The 24,910-nt window shown below is 41.2% G+C and carries 14 protein-coding genes and 1 pseudogene; 5 read left to right on the forward strand and 10 right to left on the reverse strand.

Annotation, left to right across the window (positions count from 1 at the left end; genetic code table 11):
* Nucleotides 1-15: 15 nt before the first annotated feature.
* The 8 genes and pseudogenes from B7703_RS02320 to B7703_RS10235 all read right to left on the reverse strand — a co-directional run.
* The gene (locus B7703_RS02320) at nt 16-7,287 is read right to left on the reverse strand and encodes an isopeptide-forming domain-containing fimbrial protein (RefSeq protein ID WP_084923471.1); all 7,272 of its coding nucleotides are present in this window, start codon (nt 7,285-7,287) and stop codon (nt 16-18) included.
* 60 nt (nt 7,288-7,347) lie between these two features.
* Nucleotides 7,348-7,935, reverse strand: coding sequence for a TlpA family protein disulfide reductase (locus B7703_RS02325; protein ID WP_084923473.1), 588 nt, complete (start codon nt 7,933-7,935; stop codon nt 7,348-7,350).
* 396 nt (nt 7,936-8,331) lie between these two features.
* Entirely contained in the window at nt 8,332-9,678 is a 1,347-nt protein-coding gene (glnA, locus tag B7703_RS02330; protein ID WP_070526519.1) for a type I glutamate--ammonia ligase, read from the reverse strand.
* A gap of 36 nt (nt 9,679-9,714) precedes the next feature.
* Entirely contained in the window at nt 9,715-10,071 is a 357-nt protein-coding gene (gene glnR / locus B7703_RS02335) for a transcriptional repressor GlnR (protein WP_000659547.1), read from the reverse strand.
* Nucleotides 10,072-10,147: 76 nt separating this feature from the next.
* Nucleotides 10,148-10,675, reverse strand: a complete 528-nt coding sequence (locus tag B7703_RS02340) for an FUSC family protein (protein WP_084923474.1) — start codon at nt 10,673-10,675, stop codon at nt 10,148-10,150.
* Nucleotides 10,676-10,810: 135 nt separating this feature from the next.
* Entirely contained in the window at nt 10,811-12,010 is a 1,200-nt protein-coding gene (locus B7703_RS02345; protein WP_084923476.1) for a phosphoglycerate kinase, read from the reverse strand.
* A gap of 89 nt (nt 12,011-12,099) precedes the next feature.
* Nucleotides 12,100-17,019 (reverse strand): endo-beta-N-acetylglucosaminidase, encoded by a 4,920-nt coding sequence (locus B7703_RS02350; protein ID WP_419991883.1) that lies wholly within the window; start codon nt 17,017-17,019, stop codon nt 12,100-12,102.
* A 291-nt stretch (nt 17,020-17,310) separates the two neighbouring features.
* A pseudogene (locus tag B7703_RS10235) lies at nt 17,311-17,373 on the reverse strand (YSIRK-type signal peptide-containing protein); the annotation flags it as partial.
* A 303-nt stretch (nt 17,374-17,676) separates the two neighbouring features.
* On the opposite strand from B7703_RS10235, the gene B7703_RS02355 reads away from it, so the two are divergent.
* A complete protein-coding gene (locus B7703_RS02355; protein ID WP_049524778.1) occupies nt 17,677-19,308 on the forward strand; it encodes a Na/Pi cotransporter family protein in 1,632 nt (543 codons plus the stop codon).
* A 97-nt stretch (nt 19,309-19,405) separates the two neighbouring features.
* Here the strand turns inward: B7703_RS02355 and B7703_RS02360 are convergent, their stop codons facing one another.
* Nucleotides 19,406-19,702 carry a bacteriocin immunity family protein gene (locus B7703_RS02360; protein WP_084923479.1) on the reverse strand — a complete coding sequence of 99 codons (297 nt, stop codon included), beginning with the start codon at nt 19,700-19,702 and terminating at the stop codon, nt 19,406-19,408.
* Between the two features lie 21 nt (nt 19,703-19,723).
* A complete protein-coding gene (pepA, locus tag B7703_RS02365) occupies nt 19,724-20,788 on the reverse strand; it encodes a glutamyl aminopeptidase (protein WP_084861912.1) in 1,065 nt (354 codons plus the stop codon).
* 293 nt (nt 20,789-21,081) lie between these two features.
* Between pepA and galE the strand changes: the two genes are divergently transcribed.
* The 4 genes from galE to B7703_RS02385 all read left to right on the forward strand — a co-directional run bounded on the left by galE (nt 21,082) and on the right by B7703_RS02385 (nt 24,877).
* Nucleotides 21,082-22,080 (forward strand): UDP-glucose 4-epimerase GalE, encoded by a 999-nt coding sequence (galE, locus tag B7703_RS02370; protein ID WP_084923481.1) that lies wholly within the window; start codon nt 21,082-21,084, stop codon nt 22,078-22,080.
* A 142-nt stretch (nt 22,081-22,222) separates the two neighbouring features.
* Entirely contained in the window at nt 22,223-23,182 is a 960-nt protein-coding gene (locus B7703_RS02375; RefSeq protein ID WP_020903104.1) for an ABC transporter permease, read from the forward strand.
* Nucleotides 23,172-24,128 carry an iron chelate uptake ABC transporter family permease subunit gene (locus B7703_RS02380; RefSeq protein ID WP_024057387.1) on the forward strand — a complete coding sequence of 319 codons (957 nt, stop codon included), beginning with the start codon at nt 23,172-23,174 and terminating at the stop codon, nt 24,126-24,128. Before B7703_RS02375 ends, B7703_RS02380 begins: the two co-directional genes overlap by 11 nt.
* Entirely contained in the window at nt 24,125-24,877 is a 753-nt protein-coding gene (locus tag B7703_RS02385; protein ID WP_024057386.1) for an iron ABC transporter ATP-binding protein, read from the forward strand. Before B7703_RS02380 ends, B7703_RS02385 begins: the two co-directional genes overlap by 4 nt.
* Nucleotides 24,878-24,910 lie beyond the last annotated feature (33 nt).

Consider the following 24,910-nt stretch of genomic DNA (forward strand, 5'->3'; position numbering starts at 1 on the left):
TCTTACTATATGATACTAACGTTCAGCTTTACGCTTCCAAACTAGAAGCCCTGCAAGTCCTGCAGCAAGAGCTGCAAATACTTCAAGAACTGTAGAAACTTCAGAACCTGTATTTGGTAATGTTTTACCTGGTTCTGTTGGTTTTTTCGGAATATCCTCCTCTGCTGGTGGGATATTTGGGGCTGGTGGCGTTACTGGAACAGGTGGTGTTACCGGAACAGGTGGTGTTACCGGAACAGGTGGTGTTACCGGAACAGGTGGTGTTACTGGAACAGGTGGCGTTACCGGAACAGGTGGTGTTACCGGAACAGGTGGCGTTACTGGAACAGGTGGTGTTACCGGAACAGGTGGCGTTACTGGAACAGGTGGTGTCACCACAACCTTGTTGGTAGTTTTTGGTTTATTGTTAAAGCTTACTGTTGCTGTATTTGGTACACCTTTAGTAGCATATTTAGAGAAGTCAGTTCCTTCTTTGAAGTTAGTGTAAAGAACGAGACTTACTTTACTTCCCTTCAAGGCTTCAAGAACGTCCTTGTCGCTGATTTCAACAGTCACAAGGTTTGTAGTTTCATCGTAAGTAACTTTGGCAATTGCTTCCAAATCTTTACCTACCAATTCACCACGGTCATTTGAAACTTTAGAAACTTTTTCAATTGCTGATTTAAGCTTAGCTTGAGCTTCTTTCAGTTTCTTGATTTCGTTTTCAAGTTTCTCTTGTTCTTGTTTCTTATCAGCTGGTGACAATTCAGCTTCTTTCTTAGCTGCTTTGGCTGCTTCTACCTTAGCTTTCAAGTCAGCAACTTTAGCTTCAGCCACTTTCACTTTCTCATCAGCTGACTTGTCTTCAGACTTAGCCATCAAAGCTTTAAGCTCAGCTTCAACTTGGTCAAGTTGAGCTTGAAGAGTTGCTTGAAGTTTGTCAAACTGTGCGTTTTCAACTTTAAGAGCAATACGGTCACGGTTCACTTTGAGGACTTGGTCGATTTCATCACTGATAGTGAAGTTAGTCAATTCAGTCTTCTTGATGCGGCCGTACTCATCTTTCAAGGCGTTTCCATTTTCATCCGTTGGATCTGCAGGAACGAGCGTTGAAATGTCGAAGCGGAATGTATCAGTTGCGTTTGGCAAGTGGTACTCTTTACCAGGTTTAGATCCATCTTCTGGTCCAACAGTCTTAACTGGTTCATTTGGTTTTGGATCAGTTGGTTTTTCTGGTTCACGAGGTTTAACCGTTACTGGTTTTGTTTCCTTGCTACCAGATTGACCGTTAGCATCCTTGAAGTTTACAGTTGCTTTGTTAGGTACCAATTGGTTAGCGTAAGCGCTCAAGTCGCTGTTAGCTTTAAGCTTAGCTGGGATGTACAATTGGATTTCTTTGAATCCTTTAAGTCGAGCGAAATCTTTCACTGTTACAGTTACTGTATTTCCTTCAACTTTAGTTTCAAGAACTCCAGTTGCATCAAGACCATCTACATAAGCTACTGGTGTATCTGTGATTGCCAACACAGATTCAAGAGTATCTGTTACTGTAAACTCTTTGTACTTATCAATATCTTTTGGTAAAGCAGTATTAACATTGTACATGTAAGGTGCTTCGTAGTCTACATCCAAGTGGTCCAAAGTACGGTTGATCTTCTTAGAAATTTCTGGTTCTGGTTCTTTTGGAACTACAACTGGAACTTCATTGGAATCCTTAGTGAAGCCTGGTTTGTTTGGAAGATCTGCCCTGTAAGCTGCCTTGTTCGGAACCTTGATTGACTTATCTTCTGTTACATAAGCAGACAAGTTAGCACCGGCTTTGATCTTAGCGTCGAATGTTAATTCAACTGCTTGACCGCCATTGGCTTTCGCTTGTTCTTCTGTAAGCGTCAAGGTAATGGTTTGACCTTCTACCTTGATTTGGCTAGCGTCAAGCGCTTGACCATTCAATTTAGCACTTGATGTGCCGGCGAATTCAAGAACGTCTACCAAGGTATCTGTTACTGCGAAGGCTGTCGCATCTTGCGCTACTGTTGTTTTCACGTTGTAAGTGAAGACTTGGTCGCGTTTGTCAAGAGTTTCAGCTTCTTTGCCGTTCACATCTTTCTTGATTTCTGGCTCTTCTGGAGTCGGTGGAGTTACTGGAACTTCATTGGAATCCTTAGTGAAGCCTGGTTTGTTTGGAAGATCTGCCCTGTAAGCTGCCTTGTTCGGAACCTTGATTGACTTATCTTCTGTTACATAAGCAGACAAGTTAGCACCGGCTTTGATCTTAGCGTCGAATGTTAATTCAACTGCTTGACCGCCATTGGCTTTCGCTTGTTCTTCTGTAAGCGTCAAGGTAATGGTTTGACCTTCTACCTTGATTTGGCTAGCGTCAAGCGCTTGACCATTCAATTTAGCACTTGATGTGCCGGCGAATTCAAGAACGTCTACCAAGGTATCTGTTACTGCGAAGGCTGTCGCATCTTGCGCTACTGTTGTTTTCACGTTGTAAGTGAAGACTTGGTCGCGTTTGTCAAGAGTTTCAGCTTCTTTGCCGTTCACATCTTTCTTGATTCCTGGTTCTTCTGGACTTGGAGGAGTTACTGGAACTACGTTTGAGTCCTTGTGATATTTCGGATTGTGATCGATGTCATAAGAAGCCTTATTCGGAATCTCTGTCTTACCATCTTTATTCACATAAGCTGATAAGTTGGCATTATCTCTAATCTTAGCCTTGAAATTCACTTCAATAGACTTACCGGCATCTGCTTTTACAGAAGCTTCTGTAAAGGCAACTTTGATCACTTGGCCAGAAATTGTTACTGTCGCCTTCGATCCTGCATCCTCACCATCGAGTTTAACAGTAGCTGAAGCATTCTCACCAACAAATTCTAGAACTTCTTTCAACTCGTCTGTCATCTCAAATACAGTTGCATTGGCAGGCATTGTTGTTTTCAAAGTATAAGTAAATTCTTCATTACGTTTTGCAAGATCGTAACGTTCTGCTCCGTTTACTTCCTTCTTAAGCTTTGGAGTTGTTGTTGGCGGTGGAGTGACAGTGACTGGTTTTGATTCTTTCTTAGAATCAGGATTATCATTAATGATGTAGCTAGCAGTATTTGGTACTACTGGCTTGTCTTTTGCTTCATTTGGATAAGCAGTCAAGAGAGCATCGAAAGTGATGCCATCTTTAATCTTGGCATTGAATGAAACTTGGACTGCTTTACCAGCATATTGTTTCACTTGATCTTTTCCAAATGTGACTGTCAAGGTTTGACCTTCTGTTTTCACAGTCAAATCTTGAACAGCTTGGCCGTCAACAGTGACAGTTGCTTCCCCTTCAAATGCCAATTCTTTGACGATATCATCTGAAATGGTGAAGGTATCTGCCACGTGTGGAACCGTTGAGTCAATCGTATACGTGAAGACTTCTGATAACTTACCAAGATCTGCATGTTCCTGACCATTCACCTTCTTAGTGATTGGCGGTGGAGTGACAGTAACCGGTTTGGTTTCTTTCTCACCTTGTTGGTCATTCTTGTTGGTATAAGTAATCTTAGCTTTGTTCTCAATAGATGGAACTTTTGAGTCTTTCTTCACTTTGGCATGAATCACGAGCTCTACTTCTTGGTTACCGTAGTCACCCGCATTCGCAAAATCTTTCATCGTTGCAGTCACGGTTTGACCTTGAACTGTTACATCGAAGAATTTCGCTGCCGCTCCCTTGATTTCAGCTTGACCTGGAGTCAAGTTCTCATCCAAGGTATCTGTTACAACGAAGGACTTGTACGTTGTAATATCATTTGGCAATTTCGCTTTGATATTATATGTGAAGTCCGTTTCTGCCCCGATTGTTGCCTCTGTCAGTGTTTCGTTGATTTTCTTATCAACACCTGGCTCTGATGGAGGGGTTACGGTGACAGGTTTCGTTTCTTTTTCTCCGCTATGATCGTTCTTATCTGTGAAGCTGAACTTCGCAGTATTTGGAATGTTGATACGAGTCACTCCATCATTGATCTTAGCCGGAATAATCAATTCCACTTCTTGACCAGCAAGGTCTGTAGCCTTCGCAAAGTCCTTCATCGTTGCAGTCACGGTTTGACCCTCAACTGTTACATCGAAGAAGGCTGCAGCTGCTCCTTTGATAACTGGTTTGCTTGAAGTTTCATTGATAACTGACAAATCTCCTTCAAGTGTATCTGTAATCACAAATTTCTTGTAATCTGTAATATCTGTTGGAAGTTTTGTCTTGATGTTGTAGTTGTATGCTTGACCTGTAGGAATATCTAAGTGATCAAGTGTTTCGTTGATCTTCTTAGTTACAGGTGGAGGAGTCACAGTAACAGGTTTAGATTCGATATCTTTATCCACATTGTTTTCATTTGTAAATGAAATACTTGCTTTGTTATCGATAACTTTACCTGTAACACCATTTTTAACTTTTGCAGGAATTACCAATTCAACCGTAGTGTATTTAGCAAGGTCTGCAAATTTTCCATCTTTCACAGTTGCAGTAACAGTTTGACCGTTCTTTTCTACCGTGAAGAGGTCAGCAGCATCACCTTTAATAGAAGCTTCGCCATCGAATTCCAAGTCATTATCAAGGGTATCGCTGATTACAAACTTCTTATAAGAAGCAACGTCTGCAGGGATGTTTGTAGTGATGTTGTAAGTGTAAGGTTGTCCATCAAATGTTTGGAATTCTTCCAAGCTTTCATTGATCTTCTTAGTTACAGAAGGTTCTTTTGGTTTTGGTGGGGTAACCGTTACTTCATTCGATGTTTTCTTGATGTCATTCAAGGCAACATCTGCGGTATTTGGTACTTTAATTTGACCATCTTTCTTATATTTAGAAAGGTCAGCACCTGGACGAATCTTAGCGTCAAATGTCAATTCAACATATTGGATGTCTTTCTTCTTACCACGAGTTACGCGACGAGAAATTTTATTAAGAGCATCTTTGTCTAATGTAAGTGAAACAGTCTGACCTTCAACTTTGATTCCAGCTGTCAAATCACTGTTTTCTTTTCCACCTACAGTTACGTTTACAGTACCTTCTTGGATTTCCAATTCAGGTACTACTGTATCGGTAATGCTAAAGCTGTCAGCAATACCTGGCCATGGAACAGATACCTTGTACTTGAAGACTTGGTCTTCTGTATCAAGATCTTCGTGTTCCTTGTCGTTTACTTTCTTCTCAATCTCTGTATCAACCGGTGGTTTAACATAGACAGAGTTTGAACGACGGATGGTGCTTGGTTTATCAGTTGTTTTCTCATGCTTGCTTGGCTCAGGTGTGTCATCTTCACCATTCCACATGATATTACCTTGGTTTAATAAACCATAGCCACTATTTAGTTGAAGGATGTCAATGTAGTCTTTGTTTGCTTGATTATTTCGGTATTGTTCTTTCAAACGAACCTTAATGGTCATTTGAGCTTTCTTCAATACCAAGTAATTATAGTTGGATCCTTTAGCAGGAACATCCGCAACCACGACACTTTGAGGGTTGCCTTCTGAATCATCTTGACTAACTACACGAGTGGTCCATTTTTCTCCATTTGGTCCAGTAGCTGAACTTTCAACCACTTCCAAACGGTAGTCAAGTGGGTCTGTCAACATGACGTTCTTTTCAAATTCGTAGGCTACGTTATTGAAGTTGTAATCAAGAGTATAGGTAAACTCCTCTGCCTTGTCTGACAATTGTGCAGAATAGGCTTTTTTCTTTGTCAAACCAAGCGGGTCATCAATTTCTCCCAAGTCATTACTCTTATCTGCGTCGGTAATTCTCTTCGTGACACTTGGGAAACAGTACTCGAGTTTTTGAACTTCAACTTTTTCATTACGTCCACCGATTTTTTGAGTTGAAAATTCACCTGTCTTGAAGACACCCGTCAATTCAGGAACTGTAACTTCTTCGTTTACAGGTTTATAATCAGCTGGCGGATCAACTTCATCCTCTTCATTCGTTTCAGGAGCACGAGCTTCCTTACTCAAATCATAGTCGAAATTGTTATCTCCAGGGTTGAAGACACTATCGGGTACATAGATTGTGACATTGTCACCTTCTTGATTGATTCGACCACGAATTTGTTTTGATGGATCTGTGACTTTTTCAACAACTGTTTTACCATTGATTCGAACAGCATCAACCTTATACCCGGGTGTAACAGTGAACTCACCTTTGATGTCTTCCTTGATCAACGCTGCAGCTACAGATTCTAAAATCTTTTGTGAGAACACATCAATGTTATTCTGTTCATTAACATAGAAGGAAACGTTCTTTCCGTTCACAACCTTATCTGGTGAAGCCATCGATTGAAGTGCGTCGTGGAAGATGGCTTGCACTGAACGGTTGTCCCCAATATTAATAGTGTTACCGAAACCATTTAGATAAGCTGGACCATATTGATAATATGGTTCAGTGAAATTATCAACACGTTCCCAGAAACCTACAACCACAGAACCTTCTGAACCAACCGCTGCTTTCAGCTGATCACCAGCATCTCTCAACTCATTGGCACGACCAGTAATATCTTGAGCCGCTTCTGGATAGCTATTTACTCCCCAAGCACGTTGAATAGCATCTGTTCTTGTCCAGCTCTTGTCCATAACCACTGTGTTAGTCCCTGGCAGACGGTAACCGTTGGCTACCCCATCCGTTACCAGGAGGAAGACCGTCTTCCGACCGTTTTCCATATTGCCTTTGACACGGTTGTACTGAGCGATTGTATCATCAATCGCAGGAACAGTTGGGGTCCCACCATCAACAGCAATATTATCAATGAAGCTATGAACTTTATTTTGATCGCTTGTTAAGCCACTATTGCCATAGGTGTAGTTTTTTCCAGTCGAATTCGCATCAGTATATACGTTCGCAGGGTTACCACTAAAATCATTGTTTTCAAAGTAACGCACCTGATCCAAACCTTGGTAAGAAGCAACGAAGACCCGGTCAGTTGTTCGAGGGTCGTCAGTCTTAACGAGATAAGGATTTGTCTCATCGTATTGTTCTGGGCTAACATAAGTCGTCAACCGTTTAAGAGCACGTTTGACACTTGGAATCGTTTCTCGGAATGATCCACTGGCATCCTGCAGGATAACCAAGTCAATTGGTTTACGCGGAACTGTCCATTCCGTCTTTTCTGATTTCTTTATCTTACGATAACATCCATTCTGGATAATTTCCGTATTATCTCCTACTCGAATTACCTCAGTTTCATCAGCCGCACCACGACCGAAACGTAAACTAGCTAATCCTAATGGCACAGAGAGAAACAGAATCGTAAACAGAATGGAGACCTTTTTAATGAAATCTCTCATAATTTTCTCTGAAATCCTATTGCGATTTCTTCTTCCTCCTTTTTCCGAAATGAATGTATGTTAGTTTAGCAGTTCTTGTAACTCTTTCGAGAAATTTTCAGCAGTGGTATGATTTACTAATACATTCTTTACCTGTTGCTGTTTTGTCACAAGATACATACTTGGTATGGTTTGAACCTGTAAAAGATCGGCTGCGAACTGATCTTCGTCATAATAATACGGGAAAGTATATCCTTTTTCTTTGATATACTGATCAGCAGTTTCCTTTGTTTCTTTTCCTGGTTCGTTCATATTCAGAAGAACAAAATGAATTTGATCTCCATACTTTTCATACATCTGCTGAACAATGGGTAGTTGTTTCTGGCAATGCGGACACCAACTAGCCCATTCGACAACTAATATAGGTTTATCATACAGTTCCGAGATAGCAATCAATTTTCCATCTTGAGAGGTCATTTTAAATTCTGGAAGTTGTTGACCTTTTAAACTCAAAGCTGAATTGTTCTCATCGCTTGAAGTCGATTGCGAAACTGATGATGAACCTATATCTCCATCCTTAGTGGGTCTGGTGTAATAAAGTAAACCCACCGCTAAAGCTATGATGACACCCACCGCTAAGAATGGCAGCCACCACTTGTCTTTTTGCATAACATCTCCTTTCCTATAATAGTAAAATACAACGAATAAATATTGAGTGCTTGACATGTTAGTGCAATCAAACAAAGACTAGGATTCATTCGTTTCAAATAAGATTATATCATTTACTACTAATTTAAGCAAGTGATAAATCATTGATGTATCAAACTTTTTAAAAAGTAGAAAATCGCCATCAAATACCATCATTGTAAAGCTTCTCTAATCATAAACTTGATTTTGTTTTCTGAGATTTGTCAGAATATTCCCATTTGCTATTCATAATTGTAAGTAAGCTAAAAAAATTAAATTACCTATATTTTCTATACTAAAACCTGTATCAAAATACATTTATAACAACGAGAGAACAAAAAAGATTGCCCCTCAGGCAATCTTTCTTCTATATTAGTATTAGTAAAGGTCTAAATAATTATCAATTTCCCATTGTGAAACGAAGGTTGCATAACTTGCCCATTCGATTCGTTTGGCTTCAAGGAAACTAGTATAGATATGTTCTCCAAGAGCTGCTCTGACAACCTCATCTTCTGTCAAAGCTTTCAAAGCGTTGTGAAGGGTTGATGGAAGGTCTGTAATACCAGCTTCCTTACGCTCTTCTGCTGTCATGATGTAGATATTTTCTTCGATAGGAGCTGGTGCTTCGATTTTATTTTCAATACCATGCAAACCAACTTCCAAAAGAACAGCCATAGCGATGTAAGGGTTCGCCATTGGATCCACTGAACGCAACTCAAGACGAGTTCCCATACCACGTGAAGCAGGCACGCGCACAAGTGGCGAACGGTTACGACCAGCCCAAGCAATGTAAACAGGCGCTTCATAACCTGGAACCAAACGTTTGTATGAGTTAACCGTTGGGTTCATGATGGCAGTATAGTTGTAAGCATGTTTGATCAAACCACCAAGGAAATGGTAGGCCGTTTCAGACAACTGCATTCCTTTCGGATCATTTGGATCAAAGAAGGCGTTGTTTCCTTCTGCATCAAACAAGGACATATTACAGTGCATACCTGATCCGGCAATACCAAATTTTGGTTTGGCCATAAAGGTTGCGTAAAGCCCATGTTTGCGAGCAATAGTTTTAACAACAAGTTTGAAGATTTGAATCTTATCACAGGCACGGAGAACTTCATCGTACTTAAAGTCAATCTCGTGTTGACCAACCGCAACCTCGTGGTGACTCGCTTCTACTTCAAATCCCATTTTGGTCAAGACATTGACAATCTCACGACGTGTATTGTCCGCAAGGTCAGTAGGTGCCAAATCAAAGTAGCCACCCTTGTCATTTACTTCAAGTGTTGGATCCCCATTTTCATCCAGTTTAAATAGGAAGAATTCTGGTTCTGGCCCAAGGTTGAAGGAATTGAATCCTACTTCTTCCATGTGACGAAGAGCACGTTTCAAATTGCCACGAGGGTCTCCTGCAAATGGTTCACCTTCTGTTGTATAGACATCACAGATCAAACCTGCAACACTTCCATTTTCATCTCCCCAAGGGAAGACTGTCCATGTATCCAAGTCTGGGTACAAGTACATATCTGACTCATTGATACGTACAAAACCTTCAATAGAAGATCCATCAAACATAGCCTTGTTCGACAAGACTTTATCTAACTGTTCATCTGTAGCAGGAATTTCGACGTTTTTCATGGTTCCCAAAATATCTGAGAACATGAGACGAATAAAGGTAACATTTTTTTCCTTGACTTCACGACGAATATCTGCAGCTGTGATTGGCATGAGTTTTCTCCTTAATGTATGACTACTTGCGGTTGCCTAACCGCGACCAAAAGGTGACTGTACTGAAGCAAAGCGACCCTGTTGGAGGAGTTCATTGTGAAGTGCACGACGCACCTCAGTCTGACTCACCGCTTTCTTGGATTTCGCTTCACGTTCAGCATATTTTTTCTTAATGGCAGCGATATTATAACCTTCAGAGATATAATCTTTGATCTCAAGCAGACGATCCATGTCATTCAAGGAATACATGCGACGGTTCCCTTCGTTTCGATCTGGCTTAATCAACTCTTGATCTTCATAATAACGAATCTGACGCGCCGATAGATCGGTCAACTTCATAACACTGCCGATAGGAAAAACAGCCATATTTCGGCGAAATTCTTTTTCCTTCATTTACAATTTCCTTCTTTCTGTCTATTATAGTCTAAAAAAAGACAAACGTCAAATGATAATGTTATAAAATGTAACATTATTTTTCTTTTTTCTCTAAAAAGAGCCGAATACGATCAATATCGTAATTTACAAGAATTGCGACAAAAACTCCCATGAAAGTTTCTGATACACGCGCAAATACGTACAAAATTGTCTCTCCGCTCGGAATCGATAGGGTAATGATTAACATAGCTGCTACACCACCAATAACCCCTGCTTTGTTATTCATGGCTACATTTGTCATAATGGTTAACATAGTGCAGATTGGAACAACTACCAAGGTCACCCAAAAGGCTTCTTGAAATAAGGTATTTAAGAAAAAAAAGATAAGGGCATAGAAACCACCGATACTATTTCCTAGAATACGTGAAGTTCCAAAATGAACACTCTTATCAAAGCTTTCTCTCAAACTAAAGACTGCTGTCAAAGCTCCAATTTGAAGTCCCTTCCAACCAAAAAATCCAAAAATCAAGAGAACTAAAAAAACAGCAATACCGGTTTTAAAGGTTCGTAGACCAAGCTTGAACTGGGATTTATCGAATTTATATTTTTTAAAATAACTCATAATCTCAACTTTCTATTTCCATTTTATCATAAATCGGTGATTTTTATGAGTAATAGTTGAGAGGAAGCGTTTTTATTTTAAGCAAAAGAAGAGAGGAACTTTCATCCCTCTCTTCTTTGATTTATTTATAAAATCTTATTTTTCTGTCAAGGCTGCAAGTCCTGGAAGAACCTTACCTTCAAGAAGTTCCATTGATGCTCCACCACCAGTAGAGATCCATGAGAACTTGTCTGCACGGCCAAGGTTAATCGCTGCGGCAGCTGAGTCACCACCACCGATGATTGATTTAACGCCTGGTTGTTTCACGATAGCATCCATCACACCGATTGTACCAGCTTGGAAGTCTGGGTTTTCAAATACACCCATAGGTCCGTTCCATACAACTGTTTTGGCACCAGTCAAAGCTTCGTCAAATTTAGCGATAGATTTTGGACCGATATCAAGACCAAGGAAGCCTTCAGAAACTGCTTCACCTTCAGTATCACGTACTTCAGTGTAGCCAGCAAATGCATTAGCTTCTTTTGAGTCAACTGGCAAGATCAATTTACCGTTTGCTTTTTCAAGAAGAGCTTTCGCAACATCCAATTTGTCTTCTTCTACAAGTGAGTTACCGATTTCGATACCTTGTGCTTTGTAGAATGTGTAAGTCATACCACCACCGATAAGGACTTTATCAGCTTTTTCAAGCAAGTTTTCGATAACACCGATCTTGTCTGAAACTTTTGAACCACCAAGGATAGCCACGAATGGACGTTCTGGAGCTTCAACTGCTTCTTGGATGTAGGCAATTTCGTTTTCAAGAAGGAAACCAGCAACTGCTTTTTCAACGTTTGCTGAGATACCAACGTTAGATGCGTGTGCACGGTGAGCTGTACCGAATGCATCGTTTACGAAGATACCATCTCCAAGTGATGCCCAGTATTTACCAAGTTCAGGATCGTTTTTAGATTCTTTCTTGCCGTCAACATCTTCGTAACGAGTGTTTTCAACCAAGAGAACTTGTCCATCTTCAAGAGCGTCGATAGCTGCTTCCAATTCAGCACCACGAGTGACACCTGGAAGGAAAGCAACTTCTTGACCCAATTTAGCTGCCAAGTCAGCAGCTACAGGAGCAAGTGATTTACCAGCTTTGTCTGCTTCTTCTTTTACACGACCAAGGTGAGAGAAGAGGATAGCACGTCCACCTTGTTCAAGGATGTACTTGATAGTTGGAAGAGCTGCAGTGATACGGTTGTCGTTGGTAATCACGCCATCTTTTACAGGTACGTTGAAGTCAACACGAACGAGAACTTTTTTCCCTTTCAATTCAACGTCTTTAACAGTAAGTTTTGCCATGTTACAAAAACCCCTTTATTTATTTTATTCGAAACTATTATATCACACTTTGGAAATATAAGGAAAGATTTCACAAGATTTTTCGATATTTAATCTTCATCTTCTTTTTTCTGCTTCAATGTCAAGGCTAAACTAGCAAGACCAAGGCTTGCCAATCCTGCTATTAGGGCTTCATTGGCATCAGCAGTTCCTGTGTTTGGCAATTGTTTGCTTGCTTCTTCTGATTTAACTGCTGTATTTTGGGCTGGTTTTTCTTGTGTAGGCGCTACTGCTGGTTCAGTTTTTACTTTTGTTCCAATTTCAACAATTTCTGGAATCGCCTCTTGAATGACTTCTGTTGAACGAAGGCGACGCTGACCGTTCTCATCAACTTCAAAGACATGTCTTAATAGACCATCTCGTCCCTGTATGATGACTCGTTGTTCCCCAACTAGCATATCAGCATTTTCATGCTCTTGACGGTCAAAGGCAACCTTTTCCTCTTGAACTTCCAATTTAGGAGCCTTTTGTTGATCAGAAGCCGGTTGATTAGTAGGTTTTGGAAGGTCTGTGTTTTGTGGTGCTGGATTGGCAGGGATGAGACCAGTACCTACTTCCACGATTTCAGGGCTTGCTTCTTTCAAAACTTCTGTAGCTCGAAGCGTACGATTGCCTTGGCTATCTACTTCAATCAAGCGACGAATTTGCCCCTCAACTCCTGCTTGGACAAGTTGACGTTGACCGACTGTAAGATTTGGATTTGGACGTTCTTGGTGTTCGAAGGCAATACTTGTCTCTTCGACTTCTAATTTCGGAGTATCCACAACCAAATTCTTGACACCTTCAGCTGGTTCCTTGCTTGAAATAACTTTTTCTACCGGTTTAGCAGGTTGTGGTTTTTCAGCAGATTCATAAACAAAGGCATAATGAGTAAAGTGTGGTGCTGTAAAGATGACATGACTATCCGTTTGTTCAAAAGCCAATTCTACTGCTGCTTTTCCTTCAGGTAAGAAGAAGACTTTCTTCACTTTCTTATCTTTTTCAATTGGAATTTTCACAATAGAAGCGTAAGAGAGATCAACGTCTTGACCTTTTTCATCTAGACCTTCTATTTCAAAGACATGAGCATCTTCTCCAGCAAAGTATTTCTTCTCTTCAGCACTTGCTTGAACACGCTCTACTTTCAAGCCCTTGATGATAGTCTTCTCTTTATTTGAGAAGTGTACCTCAACACCTGTTTTACTATCAGAAAAGACTGCTGGCTTGTCTTCTTTCAATAAAGCAACCAGATCTTTCAGACTCTGTTTCGCTGTTGCAAGCTCTTCTGGACTCAAATCTACTTTTTCAACCAAGGCCTTGTTTTTCTCAAGAAGCGGAGCTAGGGCAGAACCTGAAGGATGGTTTGGCTTGGCAGCCAAGAGTTCTTGAGCCTCACCTGTTAAGCGATCGAGTTCTGTCTTTTCTTCCGTAAATTTCTCTTGACCATTCAGAGCTTTATGAGCTTCTGTCAATTTATTGAGACGGTCATTCACCTGATCTTGGGTGCTAGTTTCATGGTCTTTCAACACTTGCTCGGCCGCTTCAATTGCTTTCAAGAAAGCTTCTTTTACTTCTGGTGAAGCAAAGTTATAGACCACCTTGTTCTTAGCTGCTTCAACTTCTGCTAATTTTTGTTTAAGGTACTCATCGTTCAATGCTGCTTTTGGAGATACCAAGACATCAAAGTTGACTTCATGACCTTGGTAACGAAGCGTCAAGGTTTGACGACCAGTCTTTTGAGCATCGTAACCAGAAATTTCAACTCCCTCATCAGTAAAGGAGTGTTCTTCCATGGTGTCATTGCTATAAGCCACTGCAAAGCGTCCTTCAGACAAGTCTAAGCTATCCCCAACTAGGTAATCTTTTTTCGGTTCCTGACTTACTTCAATTCCCAAAATAGTTTTCGGACTTGCTTCATCTTGACTAGTAACAGTCACTGATAAATTAGCATGTACCGGTTGCCCCAAATATTGTAAAGTAAGATTTTGTTCTCCCTTATGATGCGTATCAAAACCTGATACTGATACACCCGCGTGAGTTAGGCGAATAAGTTCGTCCTCAGCTCCACCTTCGTACTGAACTCGAAGAACACCACCTCTAAGGTCCAAATCCTCCCCTTCGGCGTAGCTTGTTTTCTTAGGTCCTGTTTCTAGGCTGACTGACTTGATTCTTCTGTCATCTTTTGGAACGGAAACTGCTAGGATATTACTAATTTCCTTGCCTGGCAACTGGGTACGATAGTAAAGAAGACCAGATTGATTTGTCAAATCCAATGGTGCACTTGCTAAGTCACCTCCAACTTCGCTCTTCAAGGTTGCAAGCGGAGTTTGAGAATTTGGATTATCATAAACGGTAATGGTTGCTCCAGCTGGTACATCCGCAAAGCCAACTTGTACCTTGTTATTGCCTAGAGAACGGGCTGCAGCCTTGGCCATCGGAATATTGACACTTTCAGTATCAAGCTTTTCATACATTCTCCAGTTATAGATACGAATAGCCTTCCATGGAGTTCCATTGTCGGAAGTGACAACATTCAAGCGCCAATCTTGAGCTGTGATAGGTTTGTCAAGGGTAATATCTGTAACATGGGCTTTATTGCCACGAACTTCCTTAGCCAACTTCCATTGACCATCCGCATCTTTATAATAAAGGTCAAAGTCTTTGGTGTTCATCAAACCGTCGTTTACAGATTCTCCACCAGCTCCAGCATGGTCCATCACCCATCTAACAACTGTACGTGGCTGGGTCAAACGAATATCCACACTACCACTTAACTGTCCAGAAGACCACTTGTCTGACAGACTGGTAATGGTACCATTCAACATGCCTTCGATGCCTTCCCCACCTTCTGTTTTAGGGAAGGTACTATCAATAACTGTTGCACCTGGTACGATATTTTCAGCTAATGGTTTTGGTAGGCTAGTATCTTTTACAGTCATGCCCCAATCAAAGGTTGTTGTTGCAGCTTCTGAACGAACCCCATTTTTACCAACGGCTACAACCTTCAGTTCTTGAGTTGTACCTTGAGCACTTGCTGAGCGGCTAACTTTTGGTAGATAAATAGTTGTAGAAGATGAGCCAGTTAGTAATTTCCAGCTGTCTCCATCTTTTTCGTAAACTTCATAGAAATCTGCATCCTTGTTGCCTTTAAATTGTACAACTGCTTCCGCTTCTTGGGCATTTTTAAGGACTTGTTTGGCTACAGCTACTGTGGTTGGTGCCTGAGGAGCATCTTGATTATTGCTGATGGTCAATTGCCCCAGGTTAAATTGATAACCTTTTAAGCCTTTATCATTTTCAAAATAGAGTTTAATACCGTAAATTGTTTTACCTGCCAAGGAACTCAAATCAAAATCATTGGTAGTCCAGTCATCTGAAACTGTTAATTCTTTACGGGCAGCTTCATCACCGTAGGTATAATCTTTCTTGGTTGCAAATTCTACATAAACCTTGGTCCCTTTGCCTCCTTTGTGGGCAACATGCAATTTGGTTGTATCTGTCACCTTCAAGCGAGTAGAGTACAAATTCACATCTTGCTTGGTCGCACCTGAAAGATCCCCTGCAAATTTGAGAGAAGTTCCACCATTATAAGCATCTTCAAAATCATAGCTTGCTTTCAACTTATCGCCAGTTGATTTTTGCCACCAGCGCCATGTTGGAAGAACACCTGAAACTGAACGGTAATTCCACTCAGAATCCTTAGAAACCTTACCATCTACGAACCATTTTCTACCATGACCTGTATTAAAAGAAGTAGTAAAAGTATTACCTACTGCTGGCGTACGGTCAGCAACTAGGTTAGCAATCCCATACCAATCTTTATCACCTGGTTTTTGGCCAGTAGGATCACCTTGATAACCTGTAAAGAAGATATCTTCATTCTTATGATAATCTTCACCAGTTTTTCCTAAACTTGTAATGGTATCTGGGGCGAATAAACCAAGAGAAAGGCGTAATTTCCCATTTTCATCTAAAATGTCATTCCATTTGACCTTGGTCTTGTAGGAACCACCCTGTTGCAATTCCAAACCTGCAAATACGTCATAAGGATTACGGCCAATCCAGTTGGCAGTTGTAATAGTGTAATCATTCTTAGCCTTATCCCAGTTAAAGTTAGCAAAGAAGTTATCTGCTGGAACCTTATCTCCTTCTGGTTGCATGAATTGGTAGTTGTATTCTCCCAAACCATCTTGGTGGTAACGTCCATAGTTATAAGTCATGGCATCGTACCAAGAATACTTGATTGGATGGTTTACCTTAGCAGCATATTCCTTGGTATAGAGCATAAACTGGCGCATCTTTTCTCCAAGAGGTTCAACCAAGTCCCCAGTTGTTTCTTGGTTAATGAAATAGCCATCATAGCCATAATACTTGGCCATATCCACCAATTTACGGGCAATTGGGAAGCTACCATCTGGGTCTTGCTTCAAAGCTTCAGCGAATTTTTCTTGATCTGCAATACTATTAGACCAGTTGAAGAAGAGTGTACCGTATACAGGAACCCCGTTACGGTGACCTGCATCAATAACGTCAGGCGTTGGTACGAGACCTTCCCAGAAGACCATTGAATCTAGATATTGCCAATAGTCAAAAGCATAGGCCTTGAACTCTTCTCCACCAACAGAAGCATGGTCTTTTGCTTTAGAATTGGTGTTGGATAGAGCTTGAACTTTTGCTTCCTTGCTAGCTTTTTCATTGACCAAATGACCTGTCCGACGTGGAGCGAGGGCAACAGAGCCGCGGTTGATGGCATCATCTTCACGAGCACCGGGTTCCCATTTCAACAATTCTTCCCAAGAATTAAATTTGATTTCCTTTGGTTTTAATGTTTTTTCTGTATTTTTAGGGACATCTGGCTGGACTTCTTTTTCAATCTTATTAGCTTCTGCTGCTGGCTTAGACTCATCTCCTTGGCTAGTTGCTTCAGGCTTTGCTTCTATTTCCTTGTCAGACTTAGGTTTTGCTTCTACAGATGATGTTTCTGCAGCCACCTCACTTGGTTTTTCCTCTGGTTTAGCTGCGCTAGCTGCTTCTGTGGTTTCAGTAGTCGCAGCTTCATTGCTTGCTGGCGAAGCAGTTTCAGATACTGTCGCTACTCCTTCTTCCTTTTCTAACTTATTTTCTCTAGCATGTTCTCCTTCATGCTGCTTGTCAGCTTCATTAGTTGGATGCTCACTCTCTCCTGAAACAAGCGCTGTATTGGCTCCCTTATTTTCAGGAACTGCAGTTTCTTCTGCCAAGGCTGGACCAGCAAATAAAACAGCCCCAATCATCAGCGAGCAGGCTCCTACTGATAACTTACGAATACTGTAACGACAACGTCTTTCAAAAAATGGATTCTTCATTTTCTCCTCCTAAAGGATTGATTTTGTTGCATAAAAGAAAGCGCTTAACTTTCTTTATAAAATTTTTATCCCAATCACAGGGACCAAGATAATACCTCCCTCATTTTAAAATATTTCTTTTAAATGTCAATATATAAAAGGAAATACCTATATCTAGGTTAGAAATTGGTAAAATTAATATAATTAAGGCCCATTCTAACGAATTTTCTTTCTAAAATCTTAGCTTAACACTTGTTAGATTTACTTTTATCCTTTAAAATAGAATAGGAGAAATTCCGTTATTATTTTTCGGAGGAAAAAGAAATGTCCATTAATTGGCAGGAAATTTTATTTCACTTTTTAGGTGGTCTGGGACTATTCTTATATAGTATCAAGACCATGGGAGACGGTTTGCAACAAGCTGCTGGAGATCGCCTTCGTTTTTACATTGACAAGTACACTAGCAATCCGTTCTTCGGTGTGCTAGTTGGTATCGGTATGACGGCGCTAATTCAGTCAAGTTCTGGGGTCACAGTCATTACAGTGGGGCTAGTCAGCGCAGGACTTTTGACCTTGCGTCAAGCTATCGGTATTGTCATGGGTGCCAATATTGGAACTACCGTTACATCCTTTATCATCGGTTTTAAGCTAGGAGATTACGCCTTACCAATGCTTTTCATCGGAGCGATTTGTCTCTTCTTCACCAAGAATCGCTCTATCAATAACATCGGACGTATCATTTTTGGTGTAGGTGGTATCTTCTTCGCTCTCAATCTTATGAGCGGTGCAATGGAGCCTCTAAAAGACCTGCAAGTCTTTAGAGACTACATGGTTGAACTAAGTAAGAGTCCTATTCTCGGTGTCTTTGTCGGAACTGGACTAACCCTACTCATTCAAGCTTCTTCCGCAACTATCGGTATCCTACAGAATCTTTACGCAAGTGGTTTGATTGATCTACAAGGTGCCCTACCAGTCTTGTTTGGTGATAATATCGGAACGACCATTACAGCTATTATTGCTTCTCTTGGAGCCAATATCGCTGCCAAACGTGTTGCTGGTGCCCATGTCGCCTTTAACGTGATTGGTACGGTTATCTGTATTGTCTTCCTTGTACCTTTCACTGGCTTGATTCAATGGTTTGAATCTACACTCAATCTGGCTCCAGAAATGACCATTGCCTTCGCCCACGGAACCTTTAATATCACAAATACTATTATCCAATTTCCATTCATCGGAGCCTTGGCCTACTTTGTAACCAAGCTCATCCCTGGTGAAGATGAAGTTGTCAAATACGAGCCGCTTTACCTCGATGAGCATTTGATTAAACAAGCTCCATCAATCGCTCTCGGAAATGCCAAAAAAGAACTCCTTCACTTGGGAAATTATGCTTCTAAAGCCTTTGACCTTTCATACAACTACATCATTGACCTTAATGAAAAGGTTGCTGAAAAAGGCCACAAGACAGAAGAAGCCATCAATACCATTGATGAAAAATTGACTCGTTACCTGATTACTCTTTCAAGTGAAGCTCTTAGCCAGAAAGAAAGTGAAGTGCTCACCAACATCCTGGATTCATCCCGTGATTTGGAACGGATTGGGGATCACGCTGAGGCCCTAATCAATCTGACTGACTACCTTCAACGTAAAAATGTTGAGTTTTCTGAAGCTGCTTTGCAGGAATTAGCTGATATCTATCAAAAAACCACTGACTTTATCAAGGATGCCCTTGATAGCGTGGAAAACAATGATATTGAAAAAGCTCAAAGTCTGATTGAACGCCATAAAGAAATCAACAATATGGAACGTGTTCTCAGAAAGACCCACATCAAGCGTCTCAACAAGGGCGAGTGTTCAACACAAGCTGGGGTCAACTTTATCGACATCATTTCCCACTACACTCGTGTGTCTGATCACGCTATGAATCTAGCTGAAAAGGTCATCGCTGAACAAATCTAAGAACCAAGAAGCTATCCTGGATGGGATGGCTTTTTTCTTTTCCTAATCTAGAATTGCTTTTCTAACATATAGAAAAATGCTTTGATTCACAATGGAATCAAAGCATTTTAAAGAGCTCCCCATACATAAGCGCAGAAGCTGCGGTTCCTCTGTACTTAGCTTCTTCTCTTTTAATAAAGCGAGCTAAGTTGAGCAACTCAGGTGCCGGATGTTTGGGATTTAGGAGCAATTCACGATTGACCAGGCCTGAGAGACGAACTGCCAGCAATTGCTCATTTGTAGTAGGCAGTTTTTTAGCAGTCTCTAGGAGAGCAGCAACTAAATCTTCACTCAAATCATGTCGAGCATGATTGTAAAGATCTTTTATAAGGCTTTCTAGGTTTGGTTCTACCATCCCTACCACCTCCCTTATGGTTTAATAATTTTTAATCAAATCAACCGTTGAACGATCCAATTTCTTCACCAAGGCTTGCAAGAAAGCTTGAGCTTCTAGGAAGTCATCCATAGCGTAGAGGGTTTGGTGAGAATGGATATAACGAGCGCAAACACCGATTGTTGTTGATGGGACACCACCATTTTTCAAATGAGCTGCGCCAGCGTCTGTGCCGCCTTTACCACAGTAGTATTGATACTTGATTCCAGCTTCTTCAGCCGTTGTCAAAAGGAAATCCTTCATTCCTGGGAGAAGCAAGTGACCTGGATCGTAGAAACGAATCAAGGTTCCATCCCCAATCTTGCCTTGACCGCCATAAACATCACCTGCTGGTGAACAGTCAACTGCGAGGAAGACTTCTGGATCAAACTTGGTTGTAGATGTATGAGCACCGCGGAGACCAACTTCTTCTTGGACGTTAGAACCCAGATAGAGTTCATTGCCAAGTTTTTGACCTGACAGGGCTTCTGCTAACTCACTAACCATGAGCACACCGTAGCGATTGTCCCAAGCTTTTGAGATGATATTTTTTTCATTGGCTGTTAAGATTGCAGAACTATCTGGTACGATGGTGTCGCCAGGACGGATGCCAAAACTTTCTGCCTCAGCCTTGTCCGCAAAACCACCATCAAAGACGATATCTGCAATAGCAGGCATGGTTGGTCCGCCCTTACCACGAGTCAAATGTGGCGGAACAGAACCTGAAATCACAGGAATTTCACGACCGTCAAGAGTCAAGAGTTTGAAACGTTGGCTGCTGACTACCATGGGGTTCCAGCCACCAATTTCTACGACACGGAAGGTGCCGTCTGGCTTAATCTCGCTGACCATAAAACCAACTTCATCCATGTGAGAAGCAACCAAGACGCGTGGTGCATCTGCAGCTTCTGAATGCTTAATTCCGAAAATACCACCCAAGCCATCTGTCACCACTTCATCCACGTGCGGGGTCAACTTTTCACGAAGATAAGCACGAACAGGTGCTTCATGACCTGAGATCGCAGTAAGTTCTGTTACTTCTTTGATTTTTGAAAATAATGTTGTCATTTCAGTTCCTTCTTTCTTTCATCCATTTTACCACTTTTTATAGGAGAAGGATAGCGGGAAGGTGGATTTCTAAGTTAGTATCTTAGTCTTGCTCTATCTTAGAAAAAGCTTGTATTTTCTTGCATGTGAGGTGAAATCTAAGAACTATTCCAAGACCACCCAAACTATTAATTCCCAAACACAAAACAATTCAATGCTATATTTGTTCAGTTTTTCATGAAATTTGCAGAAAATAGTTGACTTCGCCTTCTTATTTCTTTAAAATAGTACAAAACTAGAAAAAGGAAAAAATCATGACCAAAACAATTCTTGTTACAGGTGGAGCTGGCTACATTGGCTCCCATACCGTTAAAGCTCTTTTAAATGCTGGCTATCAGGTACATGTTCTAGATAATCTCTCTACAGGAAATCGAGCGGCTGTAGATAGTCGTGCTAGCTTTAAACAACTGGATGTTTATGATGCTAATGCCTTAAAAACTTACTTGGAAGAAAACAAGATTGACGCTGTTCTGCATTGTGCAGGTGAAATTGTTGTGAGCGAAAGTATTGAAAATCCAAGTAAATACTTCACTGCCAATGTTGCTGGTATGAACCAAGTTCTCAAAGTCTTGTCTGAAGTTGGTATTCAAAAAATCATGTTCTCTTCGACTGCTTCCCTCTATGGTAATAACTGTATTGACAAGCCGGCAACTGAAGATACCCTGCTCGACCCTGTCAACCCTTATGCAGAAACAAAACTGATGGGTGAACGAATGATTTACTGGATGGCCAATCGCTACGATTGGAAATATGTCATTTTCCGTTACTTTAATGTAGCTGGGGCTGAAATGGATGCTTCAAACGGTCTGCGAGTGAAAAATCCAACTCATATCATTCCCAACATCAACAAGACCGCATTGGGACAAAATGATAGCCTGAAAATATTTGGAGATGACTATGATACACGTGATGGTTCATGTATTCGAGATTACATTCATGTCTTGGACCTTGCACAGGCTCATGTTAAAGGAATGAACTACCTATTTCAAGAAAACAGTTCTTCTCAAATCTTTAACTTGGGAACTGAAAAAGGCTATACCGTCAAAGAAATCTTTAAAACTGCTGAAGAACTACTGAATAAAAAAATACCCCACGAAATTGTTGCTCGCCGTGCTGGGGACCCAGCCAGCGTCCTAGCAGACGCATCAAAAGCTAAAAAATATCTTGATTGGAAGGCTAGCTACTCCCTCGAAGATATTATTTTATCAGATTATCGTTGGCGTGTTAAAGAAGGCAAAAACATTTTGGAATAGGATAACAAAGGAGAAAGCCTTGGCGCTCTCTCCTTGTTTTATTCATTAAATTGTCAGAAAATTTATTGACAGATTAAATAAATCATTTACAGTAATATCCGCAGGTATCTTTCAGTACCAAATCTACATGAAAGGATGGGGTATGAAACTTTCTCATTATTTAATTGGCTTACTTCTACTCCTAGTCTTTCTCTCTATTAGCATTGGGACCAGTGATTTTTCATGGGGAAAACTCTTTGCTCTGGATCATGAAACTTGGCTTCTCTTTCAAGAGTCCCGTCTTCCAAGAACCATCAGTATTCTCCTGACGGCCTCTAGTATGAGTATGGCAGGACTTCTCATGCAGACTATCACTCAAAATCAGTTTGCTGCTCCAAGCACAGTTGGAACGACTGAAGCTGCCAAACTGGGAATGGTGCTGAGCCTCTTTGTCTTTCCGTCGGCTAGTCTGACCCAAAAGATGCTCTTCGCTTTTGTTTCATCCATCACATTCACCCTCTTCTTCCTAGCCTTCATGACTATTTTTTCTATAAAGGAAAGGTGGATGTTGCCTCTGATTGGGATCATCTATAGCGGGATTATCGGTTCTGTGACAGAAGTTATCGCCTACCGTTTCAATCTGGTTCAGAGTATGACAGCTTGGACCCAGGGCTCCTTCTCCATGATTCAGAATCATCAGTATGAATGGCTCTTTTTAGGCCTCATCATCCTGATAGCCGTTTGGAAATTATCCCAAACTTTTACCATCATGAATCTGGGCAAGGAAGCCAGTGAGAGTTTGGGGATTTCTTACTCCCTACTTGAAAAACTGGCTCTCTTTCTGGTTGCTCTAACGACTAGTGTCACCATGATTACCGTGGGTGGCTTACCTTTTCTCGGAGTTATTGTTCCCAATCTTGTTCGCAAGCGTTATGGAGATAATCTAAGTCAGACCAAACTTATCGTCGCACTGGTTGGAGCCAATCTAGTTCTGGCTTGCGATATCCTATCCCGAGTTCTGATTCGACCCTATGAGTTGTCTGTCAGTCTTCTACTAGGAATCATTGGTAGCCTCGTCTTTATCCTACTTCTATGGAGAGGGGGACGAAAAGATGCAGTTTAAAAGCAAACATACCAAACTCTTCTGCCTTCTCATTATTCTCGCCATCGGAGCTTGTCTTCTCTACTTTTGGCCCATCACTCACTTGTCAGCCTTTGCTTGGAAATTGCGTTCCCAAAAAATTGTCGTTTATCTCTTGGTAGCTATCGCGACTGGGATTTCGACCATTAGTTTTCAAACCCTGACGGAAAATCGTTTCCTGACTCCTAGTATTTTGGGAATCGAATCCTTCTACGTCCTACTACAAACTCTGCTACTGGTTTTTGAAAGCAAGTTTCTTCAACTCGGGAAGTCTCCCATCTTAGAATTCCTAATCTTACTTCTTGTCCAATCCCTCTTCTTTCTCGCCTTAGAAGGCTACCTGAAGACGCTGATGAAACAAGATCTGGTCTTTATCCTGCTGATTTGTCTTGCCCTCGGAAGTCTCTTTCGAAATATCAGTACCTTCCTTCAGGTCCTGATGGATCCAAACGAATACGATAAACTGCAAAACGGTCTCTTTGCCTCCTTTCAACATCTCAACACTTCCATCCTAGCCATCGGCTCTCTGATCATCATTGCTTTGACAATCTTTTTCTTTCGAAAAGCAGTCATTCTGGATGTCTTGCACCTACAAAGAGAAACAGCTCAGATATTGGGACTCGATGTTGAAAAAGAACAGAAAGAGCTCCTCTGGGGCATCGTACTTTTAACTTCAACGGCCACTGCCTTGGTAGGGCCTATGGCCTTCTTCGGCTTTATGCTGGCTAATATAACTTACCTGATTGTCAAAGATTATCGGCACAAGTTGCTCTTTATCGTAACTATTCTGATTGGATTTATTAGTTTGACCTTGGGACAAGCCCTCATCGAACGAGTTTTTGCTCTGGAAATTCGCATCAGCATGATCATCGAGAGTGTGGGTGGCTTCTTATTCTTTATCTTACTTTATAGGAGGGCGCGTCGGTGAAACTGGAAAACATTGACAAATCCATTCAAAAACAGGATATTTTGCAAGGCATTTCGCTTGAAGTCAGTCCTCAGAAACTGACAGCCTTTATTGGCCCAAATGGTGCTGGAAAATCGACTCTCCTCTCCATCATGAGCAGACTGACCAAGAAAGATCAGGGGATTCTCAGTATCAAAGGCCGTGAAATCGAGAGTTGGAATTCACAAGAACTAGCTCAAGAACTCACTATCCTAAAGCAGAAAATCAATTACCAAGCCAAATTGACGGTGGAAGAACTGGTCAGTTTTGGACGATTTCCCTACAGTAGAGGACGACTGAGACCAGAAGATTGGGAAAAAATCCGAGAAACTCTGGACTATCTGGAACTGACCAACCTAAAAGACCGCTACATCGATAGCCTGTCTGGAGGCCAGCTCCAGCGGGTCTTTATCGCTATGGTACTGGCCCAGGATACAGACTTTATCTTGCTAGATGAACCGCTCAACAATCTCGATATCAAGCAAAGCGTCAGCATGATGCAGATTCTCAAGCGACTGGTGGAGGAACTAGGAAAGACCATTATCATCGTCCTCCACGATATCAACATGGCCAGTCAGTATGCAGATGAAATTGTCGCCTTCAAGGACGGTCAAGTCTTTAGCAAGGGAAGAACAGATCAAATCATGCAGGCTGACCTGCTCAGTCAACTTTATGAGATTCCCATCACGCTGGCTGATATCAATGGCAAAAAGATCTGTATCTATAGCTAATAACATATAAGTTCAAGTTAGAGAACCTTCAAT

The sequence above is a fragment of the Streptococcus mitis genome, assembly GCF_002096735.1.
GTDB classification, from domain to species: domain Bacteria; phylum Bacillota; class Bacilli; order Lactobacillales; family Streptococcaceae; genus Streptococcus; species Streptococcus mitis_CZ.

What these genes read in the sequence shown, in the direction of transcription:
- B7703_RS02320 (WP_084923471.1), bottom strand. Translation starts at nt 7,287, where the DNA reads ATGAGAGATTTCATTAAAAAGGTCTCCATTCTGTTTACGATTCTGTTT.
- B7703_RS02325 (WP_084923473.1), bottom strand. Translation starts at nt 7,935, where the DNA reads ATGCAAAAAGACAAGTGGTGGCTGCCATTCTTAGCGGTGGGTGTCATC.
- glnA (WP_070526519.1), bottom strand. Translation starts at nt 9,678, where the DNA reads ATGCCAATCACAGCTGCAGATATTCGTCGTGAAGTCAAGGAAAAAAAT.
- glnR (WP_000659547.1), bottom strand. Translation starts at nt 10,071, where the DNA reads ATGAAGGAAAAAGAATTTCGCCGAAATATGGCTGTTTTTCCTATCGGC.
- B7703_RS02340 (WP_084923474.1), bottom strand. Translation starts at nt 10,675, where the DNA reads ATGAGTTATTTTAAAAAATATAAATTCGATAAATCCCAGTTCAAGCTT.
- B7703_RS02345 (WP_084923476.1), bottom strand. Translation starts at nt 12,010, where the DNA reads ATGGCAAAACTTACTGTTAAAGACGTTGAATTGAAAGGGAAAAAAGTT.
- B7703_RS02355 (WP_049524778.1), top strand. Translation starts at nt 17,677, where the DNA reads ATGTCCATTAATTGGCAGGAAATTTTATTTCACTTTTTAGGTGGTCTG.
- B7703_RS02360 (WP_084923479.1), bottom strand. Translation starts at nt 19,702, where the DNA reads ATGGTAGAACCAAACCTAGAAAGCCTTATAAAAGATCTTTACAATCAT.
- pepA (WP_084861912.1), bottom strand. Translation starts at nt 20,788, where the DNA reads ATGACAACATTATTTTCAAAAATCAAAGAAGTAACAGAACTTACTGCG.
- galE (WP_084923481.1), top strand. Translation starts at nt 21,082, where the DNA reads ATGACCAAAACAATTCTTGTTACAGGTGGAGCTGGCTACATTGGCTCC.
- B7703_RS02375 (WP_020903104.1), top strand. Translation starts at nt 22,223, where the DNA reads ATGAAACTTTCTCATTATTTAATTGGCTTACTTCTACTCCTAGTCTTT.
- B7703_RS02380 (WP_024057387.1), top strand. Translation starts at nt 23,172, where the DNA reads ATGCAGTTTAAAAGCAAACATACCAAACTCTTCTGCCTTCTCATTATT.